We start from the raw sequence: 20911 nt of genomic DNA, 5'->3' as shown, positions 1-20911 counted from the left end.
CCGTCACCCGAAACGGCGGGCGCGCTCATGCGTGAAGTTGATTGCGTCGAGCCCGGCGGCGACACTCGCAAGATAAAGGTCGAGATCGTCCGTGACGAGGCCGACATCGTCGCGTTGTGCGACCAGAATGCCGGCATCGGTCAGTCCGAGGCGGATAAACTCCGGCCGTGCCATCGCTGTCATACAGGGCAGATGGATTTCATCGGCCCTGGCGGCAAAATTCCGCAAAGCTTCGACGATCTTCCCGCGCCCGGGCTCCTGAAACTGTCTGATCAGGTTCGATGTCTCGCACAACACGTGCGGCGTCGTAACGAGCCGGGCGGCTCGTGCCAGGAGCGCTTCGAGCAGCGGCAGATCCTCGCTCCGGTAGCCGCGCGTCCGCTTATGCACCTCCACGAAAGCCGGCGAGGCGCGGCCGACGGCGAGCAACACCAGCAGATTGGTGTCGAGGAGGCATGCGCGCATCACCCATCGGCCATCAGGGGCACCCGGTCATCCAGCGCGAGGAGCCGCCCGTCCGGATCGGCGATCCGCAGCGTCTTGTAGGTACGATTGAGGTCGAGATCGCGCCCGAGGCGGTTGGTGACGATCTTCGGCGCATCCCAGGAGCGGGAGAAGCCGAGCGTGATCAGCCAAGCATCGGACTCTTCCTCGAAGCGGATCTCTTCGAGGCCCAGATCCCTCAAGCTCTCCCCGGCGAAAGCCTCCGCGACATACGTCTTCGCCTTCGCCACCGCTTCCTTCACGTCCATGACAACCTCCGGGCGTCACGCGCGAATGTAAGCGCTGCCGCGGGTCAGGGGGAGGCCCGATGAAGCGTTCCTTGCCCGAACCGCGCCAGCAGCCCCGCGCCATCGACCCCCAAGGCTTCGGCGATCTCGGCGAGCGCCGCCTGTTCCTGCGGGCCGATGCCCTCGTGGTCGGCGACGTCGGCGGCGATCAGGAAGACGTTGCGGCGCTGCTCCTCGGGCCGGTCGGCGAGGCCGGCGATGCGCACGAGGTTCTCGGCCCGGCCGGCGCGGGTGCGGGCGCGGCCCAGGCCCTCGTAGAGGGCATGTTCCAGCATCAGGCTGTCGTAGCCCTTCTCGAGGATCGGATTGGCGCGCAGGCCCGCCAGAGCCGTCTCGAATTCCTCGCTCATCAGCTCGCCATCGGCGACCGCGACGTTGGCGCAGGCCGAGACCGCCCCCTGCATCAGGCTCTCGTCGCCGGCATAGGCCGTCAGCGTGCGGCGGAACCGCTCCACCGTCTCCAACAGAAATCCCATTCCGAACCCCGCCGTCTCCCCGAACCGCCTCAACACGCCGTGCGGCGTTCGGTTCACGGCACTTGGGCGCTCCGACGAACCTGTGATTCGGCGGCCTCGATCGCCTCGGGCGTGCCGACATGCAGCCACTGGCCGTCGAGGCGAAGGCCGTGCAGCCGCCCCCGCTTGGCCGCCCGGTCGAACAGCAGGGTGAGCGAGAAGGACCCCTCGGGCGTGTCGGCGAACAGGTCCGGCTTCAGGATGGCGACGCCGGCATAGATGAAGGGCGCGACCTCGCGCTCGCCCCGCCAGGCGAGGCGGCCATCGGCGTCCATGTCGAAATCGCCCGCGCCCTCGTAGCCGAGGCTCGTCGCCGTCGGGGCGACGAGGAGCAGGATGTCCATGGTCTCGGCATTCCAGGCCTCGATCAGGCGCGGCAGGTTCGGGCGCGGGCCCTCCAGCCAGAACGAGTCGGAGTTGAACACCACGAAGGGGTCGGCGCCGAAATGATGGAGCGCCTTGCGGATGCCGCCACCGGTCTCGAGGAGCGCGTCGCGCTCGTCGGAGACGACGAGGGCGGGACCGCCGGTCCGGTGGGAAAGGTGCCCCTCCATCAGGTCGGCGAGCCAATGGACGTTCACCACCGCGGTCTCGACGCCGCCTTCCGCCGCCCGGTCGAGGGCATGGTCGATCAGCGCCTTGCCGGCGACCTCGACCAGGGGTTTGGGGACCGTGGCGGTGATCGGCCGCATGCGCTTGCCGAGGCCCGCCGCCAGCACGAAGGCGCGCGTGATTTTCTTGGGGTGTTCGGGTGCGTCGCTCATGGCGGCTTCGCTCGATGGGTCAGGAGGCGGCGGGGTTCACGAGGCTCGGAAGCCGAGTCTCGTGCCAGGCCCGCAGGGCGCCGAGCGCCGGATGGGCGAGATTGCGGGCGAGATAGCCCTCGATCCGCGGCAGGTGGGCGAGGTAGCCCGGCTTGCCGTCGCGCTTGTCCAGGCGGGCGAAGATGCCGAGGATCTTCGTGGCCCGCTGCGCCGCCAGCACCGCGTAGGAGCGGGCGAAGGCCTGAAGGTCGAAGCCGGGATCGCGGGCGCGGCGCTCGCGGATGTAGAGGCCGAGCAGCCGCAGCTCGAAATCCGCGCTGCAATCGACGCGGGCATCCTGCAGCAGCGAGGCGACGTCGTAGGCCGGGTGGCCCATCACCGCATCCTGGAAATCGATCACGCCGACCCGCTCCAGCCCCTCGCGTGCGGGCAGCCAGATCAGGTTGGGGGAATGGTAGTCGCGCAGCGTCCAAGTCGGGCGCTCCGTCAGCAGGTCCCTGAGCGCGTCGCTCCAGAGCGACAGGAAGTCCCGGCGGGCCTCGGCGGGCAGCTGGGTGCTGCGGATGGCCGGCGCGTACCATTCCGGCATCAGCTCCGCCTCGAACAGCAGCGCCTCCAGATCGTAGGGTGGCAGGACGTGCTCGATGCCCTCCGCCACGGGCACCCGGTCGGGCAGATCGGTGGCGTGCAGCTTGGCGAGCAGCCGGACGGCCTCCGCGTAGCGCTCGGGCCGCGGTGCGCCGTTCTCGACCACGGGCTCGGCGCCGAGATCCTCGAGGATCAGCAGTCCGGCCTTCAGATTCTCGCCGAGGATCCGGGGGGCCGAGATGCCGACCCCGCACAGGGCGCGGTCCATCCCGACGAAGGCGTGGATGCTCTCGGCGAGCTTGACGATCGCGCTGTAGGGCTTCCCGTCCTTGACCGGCGGGCCGTCGGGGCGGGGCGGGGCGATCATCAGCACCGCGGTCTCGCCGTCGGGCTTCACCAGCCGCTCGTAAGCGCGCGAGGACGCGTCGCCCTGCATAGGCACCCGGTCGGCCTCGTCCCAGCCGGTGCGGGCGATGAGGGCGCGCACCGCGCGGGCGCGGTCGAGGCGCTCGCGCATGCCCGCCGTGCCGTCGATGCGCACGAGGCGGGCGCCCTCGCCGTATTCGGCCCTCAGCGACAGATCCACGGACAGGATCTCGTTGTCGCGCGGGCCGAGCCGCTCCGGCCACTCGACCAGGGTGATGGCGGTCTCGGCCAGTTCGTCGAAGCCGAGTTCGATCAGCTCGTCGGGTCCGCGCAGGCGATAGAGGTCGGCGTGGATCACCGCTTGGCCGGTACGGGACTCGTAGGGCTGCATCAGGGTGAAGGTCGGGCTCGGCACTTCGAGGTCCGGATCGCCGGCGAGTTCGCGGATCAGGGCGCGGGCCAAGGTCGTCTTGCCGGCGCCGAGACCGCCGGACAAGGCCACGAGGTCACCGGGCAGGAGGAAGCCCGCGAGGAAGGCGGCCATGTCCTCGGTGGCGCCCTCCTCCGGCAGCAGCACCTCCCAGGCGGGCCGCCGCGCGGGCATCTCCGATGCGCTCGGCGAGGAATCCCGGGCCGTGCCGTCTGAATCCTCGCTCAACGCCTCACCCTCCGCACGCATCGCCGGACGCCCGATCCGACGATTTCGATCGATCCTAGCAGCGGATGTTTAACCGGAATCGACGCCGCAGGCGAAAACCGCGTTTCCCCGGCCAAGTCCCGGGTCAAGTCCCGTGCTCGGCCAAGTCCCGGCGGACCCGCGGCTTTCGGCGCTCGGCCCGCCCTACTCGGCGGCCTCCAGACCTGAATCGGCCCGCCCGTTCGGCTTCGCTCCGTCGGGATGTCCGCGGGTGGTCCCGGCTTCCGCGGGCGGGCCGGGAAGCCGGCCGCCGCCCGGCGATGGCTCGGCGGGAAACAGGCAGGAAACCCGGGTGCCCCGGCCCGGCGCCGAGCTGATCTCGACCCGGCCGCCATGCAGCTCGACGAAGGAGCGCACGATGGAGAGGCCCAGGCCGACGCCGCGGTGCTTGGTGCCCAGCGTGTTGCTCTCGAACCGGTCGAACACCCGATCGATCACCTCGGTGGGAATGCCGCGGCCCTGGTCGATCACCGCGAGGGTCAGCGCGCCGCCCTGGCGCCGCGCCTCGACGCGGACATGCTGGCCGGGTTCGGAGAAGCCGACGGCGTTCGACAGCAGGTTGAACAGGATCTGCCGCACGCGCTTGCCGTCGGCGAACACGCTGCCGACGCCCTCCGGCACGTCGAGGTCGAGGGTGATGTGGGATTCGGCGAGCCGATCCTCGATGCCGCGGGCGGCGGCCTCGACCGTGGCGCGCACGTCGATGGTCTCGCGCTGCAATTCCAGGGAGCCGGCATCGATCGAGGCGAGGTCGAGGATGTCGTTGATGATGACGAGCAGCGCCGCCGAGGAGCGCATGATGTGCTCGGAATATTCGCGCTGGCGCTCGTTCAGAGCCCCGACCGTCTCATCGCCGAGAAGCTGGGTGAAGCCGATGATGTTGGTGAGCGGCGAGCGCAGCTCGTAGGAGACGTGGTGCACGAAGGTGTCGCGCAGCTGCGAGGCGCGCTCCAGGGCATCGTTCTTCTCGGTGAGCGCCCGCTCGACATTCGCGCTCGCGGTCACGTCGATGAAGGTGAGCAGCGTCGCGCCGAGCGGCAGCGGCTGGGCCGAGCAATCGAGAACCGTGCCGTCGCTCATGTCGAGGCGGCAGGAATGCCCGCTGCGGGTCTCCGACAGGCCCGTGATCGCCTGGCGGATGCCGGCCCAGGGCCCCTGATCCGGGGTGAGCGCCCGGCAGGCGGCGATGACGGCATCGACATGCGGCTTGCCCGCGAGCGTCGCCGGATCGACCCGCCACGTCACCGAGAAGGCGCGGTTGGCCACCGTGAGGCGTCCGTCGGCGGCGAACACCGCCACCGGCTCCTTCAGGGCCTCCAAGGTCTCGGCCTGCTCCTTCATCAGCGCGTCGTAGCGCGAGGCGAGCTTCATGCTCTCGGAGACGTCCTGATACAGATAGGTCAGGCCGCCCTGGGGATTGGGATCGGCCAGGACGCGCAGCGTCCGCCCGTCGGGGAGGTACCAGGGCGTGTCGGTGGCCTCCACGGCCCGGTAGGCGGCCAGCACCTCGGTCTTCCACGAGCGGAAATCGGCCTGTTCCGGCAGTTTGCGGGCGGCGCGCAGCCGGTCGAGGATCTCGCCGTCGAGGGGCTTGGCGTCGAGGAAGGCCGGATCGAGGCCCCAGAGCCGCTGGTAGGCGGCGTTGTGGAAGATCAGGCGCTGGCGCGCGTCGAACATCGCGACGGCGGTTGGCAATTGGTCGAGGGTGCGGACATTGGCATCCATCTGCCGCTGCAGGTCGGCGCGCACGCTCTCGAGTTCCGAGACGTCGACGGCGATGCCGACGCGTCCCGTCTCGGTCGCGGTCTCGCAGACATCGAGGATGCGCCGGGCGCCCGCGACCACGGCGGACAGGCGCAGGGGTTGCGCCGGTGCCCGGGCTGCGGCGCCGACCGGCCGGCGGGCGATCTGCTCGCGGGCGGCGCGGTCGAGCAATTCCAGCCCACCCTCCAGTACCGCCTCGCGGCCCGGGGCCTCCACGGCGGCGGCGTAGGCGGCGTTGGCGAAGTCCAGGCGCCCGTCCGGGGCGCGGTGCCAGATCGGCTGCGGGATGGCGTCGAGAAGCCCGGCGAGCGCCGCGAGGCCGCTTTTGGTCTCGTCGAGCGTGCCGCGCAGCTCGATCAGCTCGCGCCGCTCTTCCGTGGTCTCGCGCAGTCGCAGCAGGGCGCGTCCGCCGACCGCTCCACCCTGCGCCTCGATATAGCGGCCGGCGAGGCTGCGCAGGTTCATCCGGAAGCCGGTGCCGCGCTCGCGCAGGGCGGCCACGGCGCCGTCGAGGAGGTGCGCGTCCTGGGCCGCGAGCCAAGTGCCGAAAGCGAGGAGCCGCCGGGTCCCGTTCTGGGTGCCGCGCAGGTCGGCGGCGCGGAGATCGCCCGCCCGCAGCTCCGCTGCCCTGAGATCCTGCGCGAAGCCGGCATCGCCCTCCACCGCCGGCTCGCCGCGCCCGGTCCAGGTGACGAGCACCTGCCGCTCGGAATGGAGCAGCATCTCGGCCCGGTCATGGGCGCCGCTGAGGCCGGCCAGCGCGTCCTGCAACGCGCGCTCGCGGCGCATCCAGCGGGCGCGCTCGCGCATGTGCAGCAGGGAGAGGATCGTCGCGAAGACGGTCAGCCCGATCAGCACGGCGAGGCCGGCGACGTTGTGCGTGTGCATCGGCCCCAGCATCGACCCCGCGCCACCGGACGGAGCGCCCTCCGCGGCCGCCGCAAGCGGCGCCGCGATCACGAGGACGCCGACACGCGCGAGGGCGCGCGCCGCCCGTTCCAGACCCATCCTCAAGCCCTTCGAACACCCGGCCGGACGGCAGGCGAGCGCCGCCGTCCGGGCAAAGGATTCCCGACACGCCCGGTCTTGCAACCGGGGCGTCGGGCATCCGCTCCGTACCAATCACCCCATCCTAACGCGGGCGGGATTCCGGCTGAAAGCGCCTTTGTGGTTCGGAGGGCGACCGGGTCGCATTCGGATGACGCGGGGCGCAGAAAAGACACAGTGCCGCGTCGGTCCCGGCGTCAATCCCGGCTTCAATCCCCGCTTGGGCCTCAGCGTCGATATCCCGCGTCGCGCGGCGCCCCGGTTCACGTTCGGACCCCAGCGGGGCGCGCCCGACCATCCGGACGGCGGTGGGCGCCGCCTGTTCCGAGCGCTGGCCCCTGCCTGCACGCCGAACCCAGGGCGCGGAACGATTCGGGCCAAACGAAGAGAGCCCGGCCAAGCGGCCGGGCTCCCAGGATCGCGTCGATCAATCGCCGGCACTAGGCCGGCGACGCCCCGATCAGTAGCGGTAATGCTCGGGCTTGAACGGGCCGGTCTCGGAGACGCCGATATAGGCGGCCTGATCGGGGCGGAGCTTGGAGAGCTTCACGCCGATCTTTTCCAGGTGCAGGGCCGCGACCTTCTCGTCGAGGGTCTTGGGCAGCGTGTAGACCTGCTTCTCGTACTTGCCCGGGTTCGTCCAGAGCTCGATCTGAGCGAGCGTCTGGTTGGTGAAGGAGGCCGACATCACGAAGGACGGGTGGCCGGTGGCGTTGCCGAGATTCACCAGACGACCCTCCGACAGGAGGATGATGCGATGGCCGTCGGCGAACTCGATCTCGTCCACCTGCGGCTTGATGTTCTGCCACTTGAGGTTCTTCAGGCCGGCGACCTGGATCTCGTTGTCGAAGTGGCCGATGTTGCACACGATCGCGCGGTCCTTCATGGCGCGCATGTGCTCGATCGTGATGATGTCCTTGTTGCCGGTAGCCGTCACGAAGATGTCGGCGCGGGGCGCGGCGTCTTCCATGGTGACGACCTCGTAGCCCTCCATCGCGGCCTGGAGCGCGCAGATCGGGTCGATCTCCGAGACCATCACGCGGCAGCCGGCATTGCGGAGCGAGGCGGCCGAACCCTTGCCGACATCGCCGAAGCCGGCGACCATGGCGACCTTGCCGGCCATCATCACGTCGGTGCCGCGACGGATGCCGTCGACGAGCGACTCCTTGCAGCCGTAGAGGTTGTCGAACTTCGACTTGGTGACCGAGTCGTTCACGTTGATCGCCGGGAAGAGCAGCTTGCCCTCCTTGGCGAGGTTGTAGAGGCGGTGCACGCCGGTGGTGGTCTCCTCGGAGACACCCTTGATCGAATCGGCGAGACCCGCGAACCAGCCCTTCGGCTTCTCGGCGAGCTTCTTCTTGAGGAGCGCGAAGAAGATCTCCTCCTCCTCCGACTCCGGCTTGTCGAGGAAGGCGGTGTCGCCGTTCTCGGCGCGCAGGCCGAGATGGACGAACATCGTGGCGTCGCCGCCGTCGTCGAGGATCATGTTCGGCATGCCGCCGTCATGCCAGTCGAACAGCTTCGAGGTGTAGTCCCAGTACTCGGTCAGGGTCTCGCCCTTCACGGCGAAGACCGGGATGCCGGCGGCGGCGATGGCGGCGGCGGCGTGGTCCTGGGTCGAGTAGATGTTGCAGGACACCCAGCGGATGTCGGCGCCGAGAGCCTTGAGCGTCTCGATCAGCACCGCGGTCTGGATCGTCATGTGCAGCGAGCCGGCGATCTTCGCGCCCTTGAGCGGCTGACTCGCGCCGTATTCGGCGCGGGTCGCCATCAGGCCCGGCATCTCGGTCTCGGCGATCGAGATTTCCTTGCGGCCGTAATCGGCCAGCCCGATGTCGCGGACGATGTAATCGTTGGCAGCGGCCATATGGTGTCCCTCTTCAGTCTCGGTCGCCGCGCCTGCGGCGTGCGGCGACCCGGCGCTTCGGCCGGTCTGCGAACCCGGCCGGGTCGGCCGTTCCTGTAGCAGGGCTCTGGCTATGGAGCAATCAAGACATAAAGATGTCTTTATGCGTTTTGCCGGCATTGCGGTTCAGGACAACCGTCACGATCGGCCGGCTGGTGCGGGTCGCGCTCAGGCCCTAGAGCCGTAACCCGCCCGCCTCGGGCCGGGCCGCGCCCTCGGCCCAGTTCTGGCGGTACTCGTGGCGCGGCGGCCCTCGCTTCGCCGAAGACCTTGTGAGGACGTCGCTCATGAGATTGCCGCGCCTCTTCCGGAAGCGACGCCCCGCGCCGGAACCGCACCGCATGCCGGGCTTCGACGAGGCCTATTATCTGCGGGCCTATCCCGATGTGGAGCGGTTCCCCGGACCGCCGCTGCAGCATTATCGCCTGTTCGGCTGGAGGGAAGGCCGCGATCCGAGCGCCGGGTTCAGCAGCAACGGCTATCTCGCCGCCAATCCCGATGCCCGGGGCAGCGGGTCCGACCCGCTGACGCATTTTCTGGAGATCGGATTGTCGGCGGGGCGGACGGGCTGGCAGAAGGATCCGGCCTTGCCCCCGCCGGCTCCGCGCTTCCCCATCGATCAGTTCGAGGGGCCGCTCAGAGCCTTCGTCGAGGAGGCCGCAATCTTCATGTACTGGACCAGCCAGGACCTCGCGGAGCCTCCTGGGGCCCAGGCCTGGAGAGCTCTCTATCCGAAGTTCAAAGTCTTCACCGATCGGGACGTCATTCCGCTCCTGCCCGAAGACTTCGTTCCCGTCTTCACGTCGATTCGGCTGCCTTCGGCCAAATCGGACATCGCGCGGATTTTCCTGCTGCGGGCCCATGGCGGACTCTACGTGGATGCGCATGTCGGGCCGGCGGCACCGCAGCAGCTCGTGGAGACGATGCGCGATCTCGATCATCGCGACATCATCGTCTTCGGCAAGGGCTGGGCCATGAAGACGGAGACGGATTTCGATCTGATGAACACGGTCATGGCAGCCCGGCGCGGCGCCCGCGAGCTCGACGGGATCATCGATCAATTGATCCACAACGTGCTCGAGCAGGAGAAGAAGGAAGCCGTGACGGACGATTACGTGCCGTATGACTTGTTCCACGTGACCGGCACTGCACTCATCGTCAGCGCCTTCTTCGATCACAGGCCGCCTCGGCCGCAGATCAAGACCGAACTCCAGAATCGGGTCGCCGTCCATTTCATGAAAAACAACGGCGATTCCGGTTTCACTCTGTACGCCCATGATTCTTACCGGTTGCCGGACAGTCATTGGAGCGAGCGCCAGCGTCGCGAGCGCTTCTTTCTCGATGCCGGATGAGGCACCGCGCTGCGGCGGGTTCGAGGCTCTCACGCGGGCATCGCGGCTATCGAGCGCATGGTCGGCCCGCCCCCTCCGGCCCCGGTCGCGGTCAGCCGCGAGGCACCGGGTGACCCAACTCTGAGCCAAGAGTCGGCGCGCCGCTCTCGACGGCAAGCGCGGGTCAGGTCGGATCGTTGCGCAGGGCCCGGCGAATGATCTTGCCCGTCGTCGTCATCGGTAAGCTGTCGCGGAATTCCAGGCTGCGGGGCACTTCGTGGCCCGAGAGATGGCGCTTGGCGAAGGCCAGGATGTCGCTTGCCAGAGCTTCGGAGGGGACGACCCCGTCGCGGGGAACGACGAAGGCCTTCACGATCTCGGTGCGCAGTGGATCGGGCACGCCGATTGCTGCGGCGAGCGCCACCGCCGGGTGGCGCAGGAGGCAATCCTCGATCTCGGTCGGGCCGATGCGATAGGCCGCCGAGGTGATGAGATCGTCCTCGCGGCCGACGAAATGGACGTAGCCGTCCGCGTCCCGCCGGGCCGTGTCGCCGGTGAGCCACCAGCCGTCGCGGAATTTCCGGGCCGTCGCCTCGGGCTGATTCCAGTAGCCGAGGAACAGCACCGGATCGGGAGCCCTCACGGCAATCTCGCCGGGTTCGTCGATATCCGCCTCGCTCCCGTCCGCTCGCAGGACCGCGACGCGATGGCCCGGTACCGGCCGCCCGGTCGAGCCGGGGCGCGCGATGCCCGCCCTGCGGCAGGCGGCGAGGACGAGGTTGCACTCCGTCTGCCCGTAGGCCTCGCCGATGGTCAGGCCGAGCGCCTCCTGCGCCCAGGCGAAGGTCTCCGGCCCGAGGGCCTCGCCCGCCGAGGCGACGTTGCGCAGGGCCGAGAGGTCGAAGTGCGTGCGGGGTGCCGCCACGGCGCGGAGCATTCGCAGGGCGGTCGGGGCCAGGAAGGCGTGGCTGACCCTCAGATCGGCCATGAGCCGGAACGCGGCCTCCGGCTCGAACCGGGTGACGGCGCGTGCCACCACCGGCATCCCGAGGCTCAGGCTCGGCATCACCACGTTGAGTAGGCCCCCGGCCCAGGCCCAATCGGAGGGCGTCCAGATCGGCCCGTCCCCGGGCCCGGGGAAATCGTGCATCATCAGGAAGCCCGGCATGTGGCCGAGCAGCACCCGATGCCCGTGCAGCGCCCCCTTGGCGAGGCCGGTCGTGCCGGAGGTGTAGATCATCAGGGCCGGGTCGTCCGGCCCGGTGGCCCGCGTCTCGAACCTGTCCGGGTTTCCCGCCGCTTCGATCTCGGCGAGGCTCTCGGCGCCATCGGCGGGACCGTCGACGCGGATGACCAGGGCGAGGTCCGGCAGGGCGGCACGCAGGGGCGCGATCTTGGCGAAGCCGGCGGCGTCGGTGACGATCGCCCGCGCCCCGGCATCGCCGAGGCGGTAGCGCAGGGCCTCGGCACCGAACAGGCCGGCAAGCGGCAGCGCCACCGCGCCGAGGCGGTAGGCCGCCAGATGCGCCACCACCACCTGCGCCGATTGCGGAAGCAGCACGGCGATGCGGTCGCCCACCCCGACACCGCGGGCGGCCAAGCCGGCGGCGAGGGCGAGGGAGCGGGCGCGCAGATCTCCCTGCGTGACCGTCGCGACCGTACCGTCGTGGCCGACTTCGAGGATGGCCGGGCGTTCCGGCTCCGTCAGGGCCCAGCGATCGCAGACGTCGCCGGCGATGTTGAAGCGCTCGGGGATCTCCCAGCGGAAATTCTCGGTCAGCGCCTCGTAGGTGGCGGCCGGCTTCAGCACCGCGATATTCCTCGATCCCGGCGGGGCGCCCGCGTCGCCGGACCCCGCGCCTTCCCGTTCATCCGAAGCGGGCCGTCTCTTCGCCGCGCGAGCCGGCCCGCCGCAATCCGTACCTTCGGCTTACGCCCCCGGCTTCGGAAAGCCGCCGGCATGGACGAAATCGGTGATCGGACGGCGGCTGTTGGGGCGCTCCTTCTCCCGCTGCTCCTCGCTCAATTCGGCCCAGGGCACAGCGCGGCCGACCCCGTAGGCGGCCTCGATCCGGTGATGCTCGGGCACGTTCAGAACGCCGGGCGCCCGGTCCCGGTCGAACCCGCCTATGCCGTGGACATGCCAGCCCAGGCGGTTGGCCTGCAGCGCGAAGGCGAGCGAGGCCGCGCCCGCGTCGAGCGAATGGCTCGCGGAGGGCTTCAACTCGTCGCCGACCTTCATCCGGCTGTTGGAGACGAGGAAGACCAGCGCCCCGGTGTCCACCGCCCATTTGCGGTTGCCCGGCACCAGCAGGTCGAGGAAAACCGCCCAATCGGGCGTGTCGCGCAGGGCGTAGACGAAGCGCCAGGGCTGCGAATTGTACGAGGAGGGCGACCAGCGCGCCGCCTCGAACATCCGCATCAGATCGGTCTCCGGCACCGCCTCGCCGGTGAAGGCCCGGGGCGACCAGCGCTCGACGAAGAGCGGATCGATGGCGTGGTCCGGTGTGCGGGTGGTCGGGCGGTCCGTTTCGGTCGTCACCTTCGCGCGGTCTCCTGTCTTGACCGGCGCCGCCGGGCGCCGCCGTGCCAAGAGGTAGGGCAGAGCGCGGTGCGGTGCAAAAGGGTGGCGTCGTTCACCCTATCCGTCTGTCCTGAGCAGACCGGAAGCGAGGCAGCGGAAGGCGTCGACGGCCCTGGGCAGGACGGCGCGGGGCTCGTCCGCCGCGGCGACCCAGAGGGCGGCGTCGAGGGCCGCGCCGTTGATCAGCCGGGCCGCGGCCTCGGCATCGACCGGCCGCAGCAGGCCCGACTCGATCAAGGTCTGGATCGTCTCCGTCGTGGTGCGCAGGCAGGCGGTCTGCTCCGGCCATTGCGAGGGGTCGCCGAGCACCGCCGGTCCGTCCAGCAGCATGATCCGCTGGATCTCGGGCTCCAGCGCCAACTCGATATAGGCGACGCATTCCTCCAGGAAGCCGAGCCAGGGCGTCGCCGCCCGGTCGCGCGCGGCCCGTGCCTTGGCCACCATCTCGGCATCGAGCTGCGCGATCACCGCGCGCAGCAGGCCCTTCTTGTCGCCGAAATTGTGATAGAGCGCCCCGCGCGTCAGCCCGGCCGCGGCGGTCAGCTCGTCCATCGATGCCGCCGCGTAGCCCTTCTCGGCGAAGGCTGCCCGCGCCGCCCGGAGAAGCTTGGCCCGCGTCTCCTCCATCATGCGCGCGCGCTGTCCAACCGTCATCGTCATCCTCGAATATTCGCATACATCGCGTATGCGAATTGACATACGCGCCGTATGTCGACAATCTCGCGGCATACGGCGCGTATATGAAGCGCGTCGCAGCGTCGGGGAAGAGACCCCGGTGCGCAATGGAGGAAACGAGATCATGGCGAAGCGCGACGCGATCGTTCCGCCCGGCCGACAGGCGCTCTACGACCGGCACCGCTACTCCGCCGCGATCCGCTCCGGCGACCTGCTGTTCGTCTCCGGCCAAGTCGGCAGCCGCGAGGACGGCTCGCCGGAGCCGGATTACGCGACCCAGGTGCGGCGTGCCTTCGAGCGGCTCGACGCGGTGCTGACGGCGGCCGGCTGCAGCTTCGACGATGTGGTGGACGTGACCACCTTCCACACCGATCCGGAGACGCAGTTCGAGACCATGATGACCGTGCGCGACACCGTGATCGGCACCCCACCCTATCCCAACTGGACCGCCGTCGGAGTCACGTGGCTCGCGGGCTTCGACTTCGAGATCAAGGTCATCGCGCGCATCCCGCCCGTTGCCTGATCGGGCGGCAGCCGGCCCTCAGCGCCGCGCCGCGCCGATCAGGGCGGTCGAGGGGACCGGGAGGACCGGGCGCCCCTTCGCCATCCGGCGGATCTCGCCGATGATCGCCGCGCGCTGCGACTCGGTCAGACGCGCCCAGTCCTGCGACATCCCGAACAAGGCCTCGGGGTCGGCGAGGGCGGCGACCTCGAGCGCGTAATCGTACGTGACCACCTCGATGCACGGATCGCGGTAGCCCGCTTCGACGAGCGCATCGGCGAAGGCCTCCGGATCGCTCAGGCCGATCACGCCGTCGGGCATCGCCATCCCCTCGATCCCGGGAAACAGCCGCCGGCGCACCTCGCTCAGCAGCAGGAACGTCGCCGCGCCTTCACGCCGCCACGTGGCGACCACGCCGTAACCGCCGGGCCGGGTCACCCGCGCCATCTCGGCCAGCCCCCGGCGCCAGTCGGGGAACATGATCACGCCGAAGATCGAGAAGACCGCGTCGAAGCCGCCATCGACGCTCCCGTCGGGCAGGCCCAACGCCTGACCGTCCATCACGCGGGCCTCGATAGTGGGGAGCCCGGCCTCGGCGATCCGGGCGACCATGCCGGGCGAGAAATCGATCGCCAGCACCTGCGCACCCGTCCGCGCCGCCGCCAGGGCCAGGGCGCCGGTGCCGGCCGCCACGTCGAGGACCCGATCCGCCGGGCCCAGGGGCACCCGCTTCAGGGCCGCCTCGGCGTAGCGCGCAGTGAAGGGATGGGCCGTCGTGGCGTAATGGCGGGCCGCCGCATCCCACCGGCCCGGATCCTCGAAATCGCGCATCGCCGATCCTCCAGTCACGTAACATCTAGAGTATCGTGATAGCCGCCACTTGCCAATCGTGGCCGTCCTGCGAAGGATCGCGGTGTGCGAAGCGACAGCCGCCTTTCCCGGATGCTCCACGTGCTGCTTCACATGGCGCGGCACGAAGGGCCGATGACGTCGGAGGCGATCGCGGCGATGCTGGGCACCAATCCCGTGGTGGTCCGGCGCACCATGGCAGGCCTCCGCGAGGCGGGATACGTGCGCTCCGACAAGGGCCATGGCGGTGGCTGGGCGATCGCCGCCGACCTCGGCACGGTGTCGCTCCTCGATATCCACCGCGCCGTCGGCGGACCACGCATCTTCGCGATCGGCAACGATCGTCCGCATCCCGATTGTGCGGTCGAGAAGGTCGTCAATGCGGCGATCGAGGAGGCCTTGGCCGAGGCCGAGGCGCTGCTGATCGCCCGGCTCGGCCGGATCAGCCTCGCGGAACTTGCCCGCAGCTTCGACGCGCATTGCGCCGGTGCGGCCGATTGCGGCGTTGGGTGATCCGGCCCCCACGGAATGCGAGGAGACGCCCATGATCGAATCCGCCGCGGCCCCTCTTCTTCTGCACGAGGACAGGGACGGCGTCGCGACGCTGACGCTCAACCGGCCGACGGCCCGCAACGCGCTGTCCTTCGCCCTGCTGGAGGCCCTGCGCGACGCCTTCGCGGCGCTGGCGGAGGACGAATCCGTGCGCGCCGTGGTGCTGGCGGCGTCGGGGCCGGCATTCTGTGCCGGGCACGACCTCAAGGAGATGACCGGCTACCGCGGCGAAGCCGACCGCGGGGCGGGCAAGTTCGCGGAGCTGTTCGATCTGTGCTCGGCGGTGATGATGGCGATCCCCGCCCTGCCCCAGCCGGTGATCGCGGCGGTGGAGGGCGTGGCCACCGCCGCCGGCTGCCAACTCGTGGCCGCCTGCGACCTTGCGGTGGCGGGCGGGCAGGCGCGCTTCGCCACGCCCGGCGTGCAGATCGGTCTGTTCTGCTCGACCCCGATGGTGGCGCTCTCGCGTAACCTGTCGCGCAAGGCGGCGATGCGGATGCTGCTGACCGCCGAGATGATCGAGGCCGAGGACGCGCGCACCCTCGGCTTGGTGAGCCACGTCGCCGAGCCCGGCTCGGCCCTGTCCGCCGCGCAGGATCTGGCGGGGGGAATCGCGGCCCGCAGCCCCGACACCGTGCGGGTGGGCAAGCGCGCCTTCTACGCGCAGATCGAGATGCCGCTCGCCGACGCCTACGCCCATGCCGGCCGGGTGATGGCGGAGAACATGCTGGCCCGGGCGGCGGAGGAGGGCATCGGTGCCTTCCTCGCCCGCAAGGGGCGCTAGAGCACGATGCGGAAAAGTGGAATCCGGTTTTCCGGAATCATCGTGCGATCACAAAGAGATAGAGCGTGCCTCTGTTTCTGTAGAAATGCAGCACGCTCTAGCGCGTTTCGCGAATCGATCGGGGGCGCCCGCATCCGGTAGGGTCGCGCGGGCCGTGCGCGTGACCCCCTCGACCTGACGAGAATTCTGGGGATCATGCTTGGCCGTGCCGCGACGGAGCCGAACCAAAATCCTTCCGTCGCGTTCCTAGCTCCTAACGAGGAGAATACCCGTCATGAAGGCAGTGTTTGCAGTGGCGGCCGTCGGCCTGACCATGCTTGGCACCATCGCCTCAGTCTCGGCTCAACCCTATGGCGGCCGTGACTATGGATATGAGGGTCGTGGCTACGACCGCGGCTACGATCGGGGCTATGACCGGGGGTACGATCGCAATTATGATCGCGGCTACGATCGTGGCTATGACCGCGCTTACGGTTTCGATGAGCGCGAGTACCTGCGCTGCAATCCGGACGTCCGTCGCGCCGTCCGTCGGGGCCAGATGGAATCCGGCATCGTGCATTACCAAGTGTTCGGTCGCCGCGAAGGCCGACGCCTCTCGTGCTGATCGGCCGGACAGGCGCACGGCTCGAAGCATCGCCGCGAGGAGAGATGCCGGCCTGAGGAAGGTGCCGTTGCGGCGCCAGAGCTGAGAGACATCGCAGCGGAAGAGCATCCGGCACGATGCTCTCGCCCGGCAGGCTGTCGGGCATGCGCTGAATCGCCGACGTCCGGACACCTTCGGTGGCCGGACGGATCGTATGTGCGTTCGAACGGTTCGGAGGGGGCGTCGCCGCGCCCCATCTCATCGGGCCGATTTGGGGCTTATCCCGAGGCCCTGGTTTTGACGCGCATTCCGGCGACGAAGCGGCGCCCGCCGCATCGAAACGCGCTCCGGGCCGCCACGAGTCTTCGCGAACGGACCCCATGCTGCTGCGACGCCCTCCCCTCCCCGAGCCCGGCCCGAACGCGAAGAAGATCGTGAGCTGGAACCTGCTGCGCCGGACCGGCGCGGCGGTGGATTGCCTCGTGGAGTTGATCGAGCGGGAGCAGCCCGACCTCCTGCTGATGCAGGAGGCGACCCGCGAGATCGGCGCCCTGCCGGAACGGGTCGGCGGGGTCTATGCCTGGGCGCAACTGCCGGGGCGCATTCACGGGCTGGCGATGTGGAGCCCGACGCCGTGGGAGCGTCCGCCCGCGATCGTTCCCCTGCCGCCGGGCGTCTTGATCGATCGGGTCTGCCAAGTGCTCGACTGGGGCGGCTTCGGCGTCGGCAACGTCCATCTCTCGCACGGGCAGGTGCTCAACCGCCGCCAGCTCCGGCGCATCGAGAGTCACCTGCCGGCGCGGGCAGCGGTGCTCGGCGACTACAACATCGTCGGCCCCGCCCTCTTGCCCGGCTTCCGCGATGTCGGCCCGCGGCGGGCGACCCACGCCATGGTCGACGTGCTGCCGTTGCGTCTCGATCGCTGCCTCGTGCGCGGCCTCGTCTGCCACGAGCGCACGGTTCTGCCGCGCGGCTTGTCCGACCATCATCCGATCGCGGTGCGGCTCTCGCCCGCGCCGGAGGGGGGCATGGACGGCGGGCGGTTCAGAGGTATGGCAGAAGCAGTCGCACGGCTGCGTCGCGCAGGCGCACGAGATGCGGGCGGGCGTCGAGGTCGGCCCGGGTCAGCGGCGTCTCGCACTTGTCCAGGATGAACGTGTCGAGCCGGCGGGCCAGTCCCGGATCGTAGACCTCGACATTGAGTTCGAAATTCAGGCGGAAACTGCGGGAATCCCAGTTCGCGCTGCCGATGAAGCACCATTCGCCGTCGATCGAGAGCGCCTTCGAATGGTCGAAGGGCGGCTCGTCGAGCCAGACCCGGACGCCGTTCTCCAGCAGCGGATCGATATGGGCCCGCGTCGCCCAATCGACGATGCGGTGGTCGCTCCGGCGTGGGATCACCACGTCGACGGCGATGCCGCGGGCCGCCGCGAGGCAGAGCGCGCTGACGATCAGGTCGTTCGGCAGGAAATAGGGAGTCGTCAGTCGGATCGAGGTCCGGGCGCAGGCAATCGCCTGCAGGACCACGGTGGCGATCTTCTCGATGTCGGCGTCGGGCCCCGAGGTGACGATACGGGCGGTGAGATGTCCCGCAGGCGAGAGGCGTGGCATCCACGCCTCGCCCTCCAACTCCTCCCCGGAGACGAAGGCCCAATCGACGAGGAAGGCCTGGGTGAGCTGCTCGACCACCGGCCCCTCGATCCGGAAATGGGTGTCGCGGATCGGGAATTTGGGTTTGCGTGCGACGCGGTTGCCGTCGGAAATGTTGACGCCGCCGGTGAAGGCCACGCGCCCGTCGAGGATCAGCAGCTTCTTGTGGGTGCGCAGATTCAGGAACGGCATCCGCCAGGGCAGCACCGAGTGCATGAACAGCCCTGCCGGCACACCCAAGCGCCGGAGCCGACGCCAGGCCGCCGGGTAGAAGTAACCGCTGCCGATGCCGTCGAGGATGACGCGAACTTGGCAGCCGCGGTCCATCGCCTGCTTCAGCGTCGCGATGAAGGTCTGTCCGATCTCGTCGTCGAGGAAGATGTAGCTCGACAGGGCGATGCTGCTTCGCGCCCCCGCGATCGCCTCGAGCATCGCCGGATAGGCTTCGTCGCCGTTGCGGTAGACGGTGATGTCGGTGCCGGCGACCGTCGGCAGGTTCGTGATCGCCCGCACCGCCCGGTCGAGGGGCGCGTAGGCCTCCGGCACGGAAGCGGGCGCCTGGGGCGTCTCGTCATATTGCTGGGAGGGCCGCCGCTTGAGCTTGCGCGCCCGGCGTTCGACCCGGTTGAGGCCGAAGGTGAGGTAGAGCGCGGTGCCGAAGACCGGCGAGAGCCACACCAGACCGGTCCAGCCGATCGCCGAGCCGACGACGCGCTTGCGCATCAGGATGTGGAGGCTGACGCCGAGTGAGATCAGGACGCCCGCCGCCGTCAGCAGGTCCGCGCGCAGCACGCCGGGATAGACGAGCCAACGGGTGAGGGCCTCTTCCACTGTCTGCCCGCCGCTCCGTGCCTTACCCAGAATCGTGCCGAGGCGCGCCGCGCCGTCATGGGGCCTGCCGCCGCCCCCGGCCATAAGCCAAGCCGGGGCCCGCGAACAGCCGAACGCGTCCGAACGGAAAAGGGCTCCGCCTCGCGGCGGAGCCCCCTCCTCTCTTCTCGCTGTGACGGCGACGATCAATCGTCGGCGAAGATGTCCCGGTCCTTGGTCTCGGGGACGAAGAGCAGGCCGATGACGGCGGTCATCAGCGCGATGACGATCGGGTACCAGAGGCCGAAATAGATGTCGCCGGTCTGGGCCACCATGGCGAAGGCGGTCGCCGGCAGAAGGCCGCCGAACCAGCCGTTGCCGATATGGTAGGGCAGCGACATCGAGGTGTAGCGGATGCGGGTGGGGAACAGCTCCACCAGCGCCGCCGCGATCGGCCCGTAGACCATCGTCACGTAGAGGACGAGGATCGTCAGGATGGCGATGATCGTCAGCTTCTGCGCGGAGAAGATGTCGACCACCTTGGCGAAGTTCGACAGGCCGTCCTTGGGATCGATCGCGATCTTGACGATGCCCGGATCGGTCGCGGCCGGGTAGCCCGCCGCGGTGAGCGCCGCGCCGACATCCTTGGCGAAGGTCGGGTCGGAGGCGGCGAACTCCTTACCGGCGACGTTCACGGTCGCCTTGGTGCCGGCCGGTTGGTTCTCCGTGGTGTAGTTCACCGCGCCGCGGGCGAGCAGCGCCTTGGCGATGTCGCACGAGTTGGTGAACTTGGCCGTGCCGACCGGATTGAACTGGAACGAGCAATCCGCCGGGTCGGCCTTCACGACGACCTGCGTGTTCTGCTGGGCCGCGTGCAGGGCCGGGTTGGCCGCCGCGGTCAGCGCCTTGAACAGCGGGAAGAAGGTCAGCGCCGCCAGCACGCAGCCGCCCAGGATGATCGGCTTGCGGCCGATCTTGTCCGAGAGCGAGCCGAAGAACAGGAACCCGCCGGTGGCCAGGATCAGCGACCACGCGATGAGGACGTTGGCCGTGAACTGGTCGACCTTCAGGATCGATTGCAGGAAGAACAGGGCGTAGAACTGGCCGGTGTACCAGACCACCGCCTGGCCGGCGGTGAGGCCGAGCAGGGCCAGCAGGGCCCAGCGGGCGTTCTTCCACTGGCCGAAGGCCTCGGAGAGCGGCGCCTTGGAGCCGGTGCCCTCCTCCTTCATCTTCTTGAAGGCGGGGCTCTCCTGCATCTGCATCCGGATCCAGACCGAGATGCCGAGCAGCACGATCGAGACCAGGAACGGGATGCGCCAGCCCCAGGCGGCGAATGGCGTGATGGTCGAGGCGCTGCCGTCGGCGGCGGTGACCGGGACGGGGGCGTAGTTGGCGTTGACGTAGATCTGCGTGAACAGAATCACCATCAGCGACAGCAGCAGGCCGAGCGTCGCCGTCGTCTGGATGAAGGCGGTGTAGAAGCCGCGCCGGCCCTTCGGCGCGTGCTCGGCCACGTAGACCGCCGCGCCGCCATACTCGCCGCCGAGGGCGAGGCCTTGAAGCATGCGCAGCGCCAGCAGCGTCACCGGGGCGATCCAGCCGACGCCGTAGGCGTTGAGGGTGGTGTAGGAGGGCAGCAGGCCGACGCAGAAGGTCGAGATGCCCATGATCAGGATGGTGACGAGGAAGGTGTATTTACGCCCGACCAGATCGCCGAGCCGGCCGAACACCAGCGCACCGAACGGACGGACCAGGAAGCCTGCCGCGAAGGCGAGCAGCGCGAACACGTTGCGGGTCGCTTCCGGATAGGCCGAGAAGAACTGGGCGCCGATGATCGCGGCCAGGGAGCCGTAGAGATAGAAGTCGTACCACTCGAAGACCGTGCCGAGGGAGGAGGCCAGAATGACCTTCTTCTCGTTTCCGGTCATCGGTCTGACGTCCGCGTCCGTCCGCGGTATTGCGGCTGCTGTCGCCATCCGGCGTTCCTCCAGGTCTTGAACTTGTTTTTTTGACACCGCTCGTGGTGCACGGCGACGCTATGTCAACACGCTCTAAGGAAGAAGAGGGCCGGAGGGGCCGGAATCGGTTTTTTCATCAAGATTTTTATGGGCTTCCGTGGTCGTCTCTCAAAAACGACTGAGGGTGTGCTG

Annotated in this window: 19 protein-coding genes; 6 read left to right on the top strand and 13 right to left on the bottom strand. The window is 69.2% G+C overall.

Annotated elements, in window-relative coordinates:
* Positions 1 to 3 precede the first annotated feature (3 nt).
* From OWC43_RS13830 to ahcY, 7 genes are all read right to left on the bottom strand, one after another.
* The gene (locus OWC43_RS13830) at positions 4 to 465 is read right to left on the bottom strand and encodes a hypothetical protein (protein WP_137828684.1); all 462 of its coding nucleotides are present in this window, start codon (positions 463 to 465) and stop codon (positions 4 to 6) included.
* Positions 465 to 752: a hypothetical protein gene (locus OWC43_RS13825; protein ID WP_137828683.1), complete on the bottom strand. Its 288-nt coding sequence runs from the start codon at positions 750 to 752 to the stop codon at positions 465 to 467. Before OWC43_RS13825 ends, OWC43_RS13830 begins: the two co-directional genes overlap by 1 nt.
* A 44-nt stretch (positions 753 to 796) precedes the next feature.
* Entirely contained in the window at positions 797 to 1267 is a 471-nt protein-coding gene (locus OWC43_RS13820; protein ID WP_137828682.1) for a tellurite resistance TerB family protein, read from the bottom strand.
* Positions 1268 to 1320: 53 nt separating this feature from the next.
* Entirely contained in the window at positions 1321 to 2070 is a 750-nt protein-coding gene (locus OWC43_RS13815) for a nucleotidyltransferase family protein (protein WP_393957066.1), read from the bottom strand.
* Between the two features lie 19 nt (positions 2071 to 2089).
* Entirely contained in the window at positions 2090 to 3703 is a 1614-nt protein-coding gene (gene tsaE, locus OWC43_RS13810) for a tRNA (adenosine(37)-N6)-threonylcarbamoyltransferase complex ATPase subunit type 1 TsaE (protein ID WP_393957065.1), read from the bottom strand.
* A gap of 162 nt (positions 3704 to 3865) precedes the next feature.
* Positions 3866 to 6493 carry an ATP-binding protein gene (locus OWC43_RS13805; RefSeq protein WP_393957064.1) on the bottom strand — a complete coding sequence of 876 codons (2628 nt, stop codon included), beginning with the start codon at positions 6491 to 6493 and terminating at the stop codon, positions 3866 to 3868.
* A gap of 499 nt (positions 6494 to 6992) precedes the next feature.
* Positions 6993 to 8399 carry an adenosylhomocysteinase gene (gene ahcY, locus OWC43_RS13800; protein WP_137828678.1) on the bottom strand — a complete coding sequence of 469 codons (1407 nt, stop codon included), beginning with the start codon at positions 8397 to 8399 and terminating at the stop codon, positions 6993 to 6995.
* A 380-nt stretch (positions 8400 to 8779) separates the two neighbouring features.
* Between ahcY and OWC43_RS13795 the strand changes: the two genes are divergently transcribed.
* A complete protein-coding gene (locus OWC43_RS13795) occupies positions 8780 to 9790 on the top strand; it encodes a glycosyltransferase (protein ID WP_393957063.1) in 1011 nt (336 codons plus the stop codon).
* A gap of 163 nt (positions 9791 to 9953) precedes the next feature.
* Here the strand turns inward: OWC43_RS13795 and OWC43_RS13790 are convergent, their stop codons facing one another.
* The 3 genes from OWC43_RS13790 to OWC43_RS13780 form a co-directional block, all read right to left on the bottom strand.
* Complete coding sequence (locus OWC43_RS13790; protein ID WP_393957062.1) at positions 9954 to 11579, bottom strand: acyl-CoA synthetase; 1626 nt, start codon at positions 11577 to 11579, stop codon at positions 9954 to 9956.
* A gap of 120 nt (positions 11580 to 11699) precedes the next feature.
* On the bottom strand, positions 11700 to 12311 hold the full coding sequence (locus OWC43_RS13785) for a nitroreductase family protein (RefSeq protein WP_393957061.1): 612 nt from the start codon (positions 12309 to 12311) through the stop codon (positions 11700 to 11702).
* Positions 12312 to 12410: 99 nt separating this feature from the next.
* Positions 12411 to 13007, bottom strand: a complete 597-nt coding sequence (locus tag OWC43_RS13780) for a TetR/AcrR family transcriptional regulator (RefSeq protein ID WP_393957060.1) — start codon at positions 13005 to 13007, stop codon at positions 12411 to 12413.
* A 145-nt stretch (positions 13008 to 13152) separates the two neighbouring features.
* Here OWC43_RS13780 and OWC43_RS13775 point away from each other — a divergent pair, with 145 nt between their 5' ends.
* On the top strand, positions 13153 to 13551 hold the full coding sequence (locus tag OWC43_RS13775; protein WP_393957059.1) for a RidA family protein: 399 nt from the start codon (positions 13153 to 13155) through the stop codon (positions 13549 to 13551).
* Between the two features lie 18 nt (positions 13552 to 13569).
* On the opposite strand, the gene OWC43_RS13770 is transcribed toward OWC43_RS13775, so the two are convergent.
* Entirely contained in the window at positions 13570 to 14361 is a 792-nt protein-coding gene (locus OWC43_RS13770; RefSeq protein WP_393957058.1) for a class I SAM-dependent methyltransferase, read from the bottom strand.
* Between the two features lie 84 nt (positions 14362 to 14445).
* Here OWC43_RS13770 and OWC43_RS13765 point away from each other — a divergent pair, with 84 nt between their 5' ends.
* The 4 genes from OWC43_RS13765 (at position 14446) to OWC43_RS13750 (ending at position 17452) form a co-directional block, all read left to right on the top strand.
* Positions 14446 to 14892 (top strand): Rrf2 family transcriptional regulator, encoded by a 447-nt coding sequence (locus OWC43_RS13765; protein WP_393957057.1) that lies wholly within the window; start codon positions 14446 to 14448, stop codon positions 14890 to 14892.
* A gap of 31 nt (positions 14893 to 14923) precedes the next feature.
* Entirely contained in the window at positions 14924 to 15715 is a 792-nt protein-coding gene (locus tag OWC43_RS13760; RefSeq protein ID WP_393957056.1) for an enoyl-CoA hydratase, read from the top strand.
* Positions 15716 to 15989: 274 nt separating this feature from the next.
* Entirely contained in the window at positions 15990 to 16319 is a 330-nt protein-coding gene (locus tag OWC43_RS13755) for a hypothetical protein (protein ID WP_393957055.1), read from the top strand.
* Positions 16320 to 16678: 359 nt separating this feature from the next.
* The gene (locus tag OWC43_RS13750; RefSeq protein WP_137828668.1) at positions 16679 to 17452 is read left to right on the top strand and encodes an endonuclease/exonuclease/phosphatase family protein; all 774 of its coding nucleotides are present in this window, start codon (positions 16679 to 16681) and stop codon (positions 17450 to 17452) included.
* Here OWC43_RS13750 and cls read toward each other — a convergent pair.
* Complete coding sequence (gene cls / locus OWC43_RS13745; RefSeq protein WP_393957054.1) at positions 17343 to 18779, bottom strand: cardiolipin synthase; 1437 nt, start codon at positions 18777 to 18779, stop codon at positions 17343 to 17345. The genes OWC43_RS13750 and cls overlap by 110 nt on opposite strands.
* 185 nt (positions 18780 to 18964) lie before the next feature.
* Positions 18965 to 20737 (bottom strand): MFS transporter, encoded by a 1773-nt coding sequence (locus OWC43_RS13740; protein WP_373324464.1) that lies wholly within the window; start codon positions 20735 to 20737, stop codon positions 18965 to 18967.
* Positions 20738 to 20911: the final 174 nt, after the last annotated feature.

This window comes from Methylorubrum sp. POS3, assembly GCF_043352485.1.
In the GTDB taxonomy this organism is placed as follows: domain Bacteria; phylum Pseudomonadota; class Alphaproteobacteria; order Rhizobiales; family Beijerinckiaceae; genus Methylobacterium; species Methylobacterium suomiense.
Note: the sequence above shows the minus strand (reverse complement) of the source record. Positions and strands in the feature narration are given on the sequence as shown.

Bases quoted from the DNA above. Each gene is read 5' to 3' on its own strand.
- OWC43_RS13830 (WP_137828684.1), bottom strand. From the start codon at position 465: ATGCGCGCATGCCTCCTCGACACCAATCTGCTGGTGTTGCTCGCCGTC.
- OWC43_RS13825 (WP_137828683.1), bottom strand. From the start codon at position 752: ATGGACGTGAAGGAAGCGGTGGCGAAGGCGAAGACGTATGTCGCGGAG.
- OWC43_RS13820 (WP_137828682.1), bottom strand. From the start codon at position 1,267: ATGGGATTTCTGTTGGAGACGGTGGAGCGGTTCCGCCGCACGCTGACG.
- OWC43_RS13815 (WP_393957066.1), bottom strand. From the start codon at position 2,070: ATGAGCGACGCACCCGAACACCCCAAGAAAATCACGCGCGCCTTCGTG.
- tsaE (WP_393957065.1), bottom strand. From the start codon at position 3,703: ATGCGTGCGGAGGGTGAGGCGTTGAGCGAGGATTCAGACGGCACGGCC.
- OWC43_RS13805 (WP_393957064.1), bottom strand. From the start codon at position 6,493: ATGGGTCTGGAACGGGCGGCGCGCGCCCTCGCGCGTGTCGGCGTCCTC.
- ahcY (WP_137828678.1), bottom strand. From the start codon at position 8,399: ATGGCCGCTGCCAACGATTACATCGTCCGCGACATCGGGCTGGCCGAT.
- OWC43_RS13795 (WP_393957063.1), top strand. From the start codon at position 8,780: ATGCCGGGCTTCGACGAGGCCTATTATCTGCGGGCCTATCCCGATGTG.
- OWC43_RS13780 (WP_393957060.1), bottom strand. From the start codon at position 13,007: ATGACGGTTGGACAGCGCGCGCGCATGATGGAGGAGACGCGGGCCAAG.
- OWC43_RS13775 (WP_393957059.1), top strand. From the start codon at position 13,153: ATGGCGAAGCGCGACGCGATCGTTCCGCCCGGCCGACAGGCGCTCTAC.
- OWC43_RS13770 (WP_393957058.1), bottom strand. From the start codon at position 14,361: ATGCGCGATTTCGAGGATCCGGGCCGGTGGGATGCGGCGGCCCGCCAT.
- OWC43_RS13760 (WP_393957056.1), top strand. From the start codon at position 14,924: ATGATCGAATCCGCCGCGGCCCCTCTTCTTCTGCACGAGGACAGGGAC.
- OWC43_RS13755 (WP_393957055.1), top strand. From the start codon at position 15,990: ATGAAGGCAGTGTTTGCAGTGGCGGCCGTCGGCCTGACCATGCTTGGC.
- OWC43_RS13750 (WP_137828668.1), top strand. From the start codon at position 16,679: ATGCTGCTGCGACGCCCTCCCCTCCCCGAGCCCGGCCCGAACGCGAAG.
- OWC43_RS13740 (WP_373324464.1), bottom strand. From the start codon at position 20,737: ATGGCGACAGCAGCCGCAATACCGCGGACGGACGCGGACGTCAGACCG.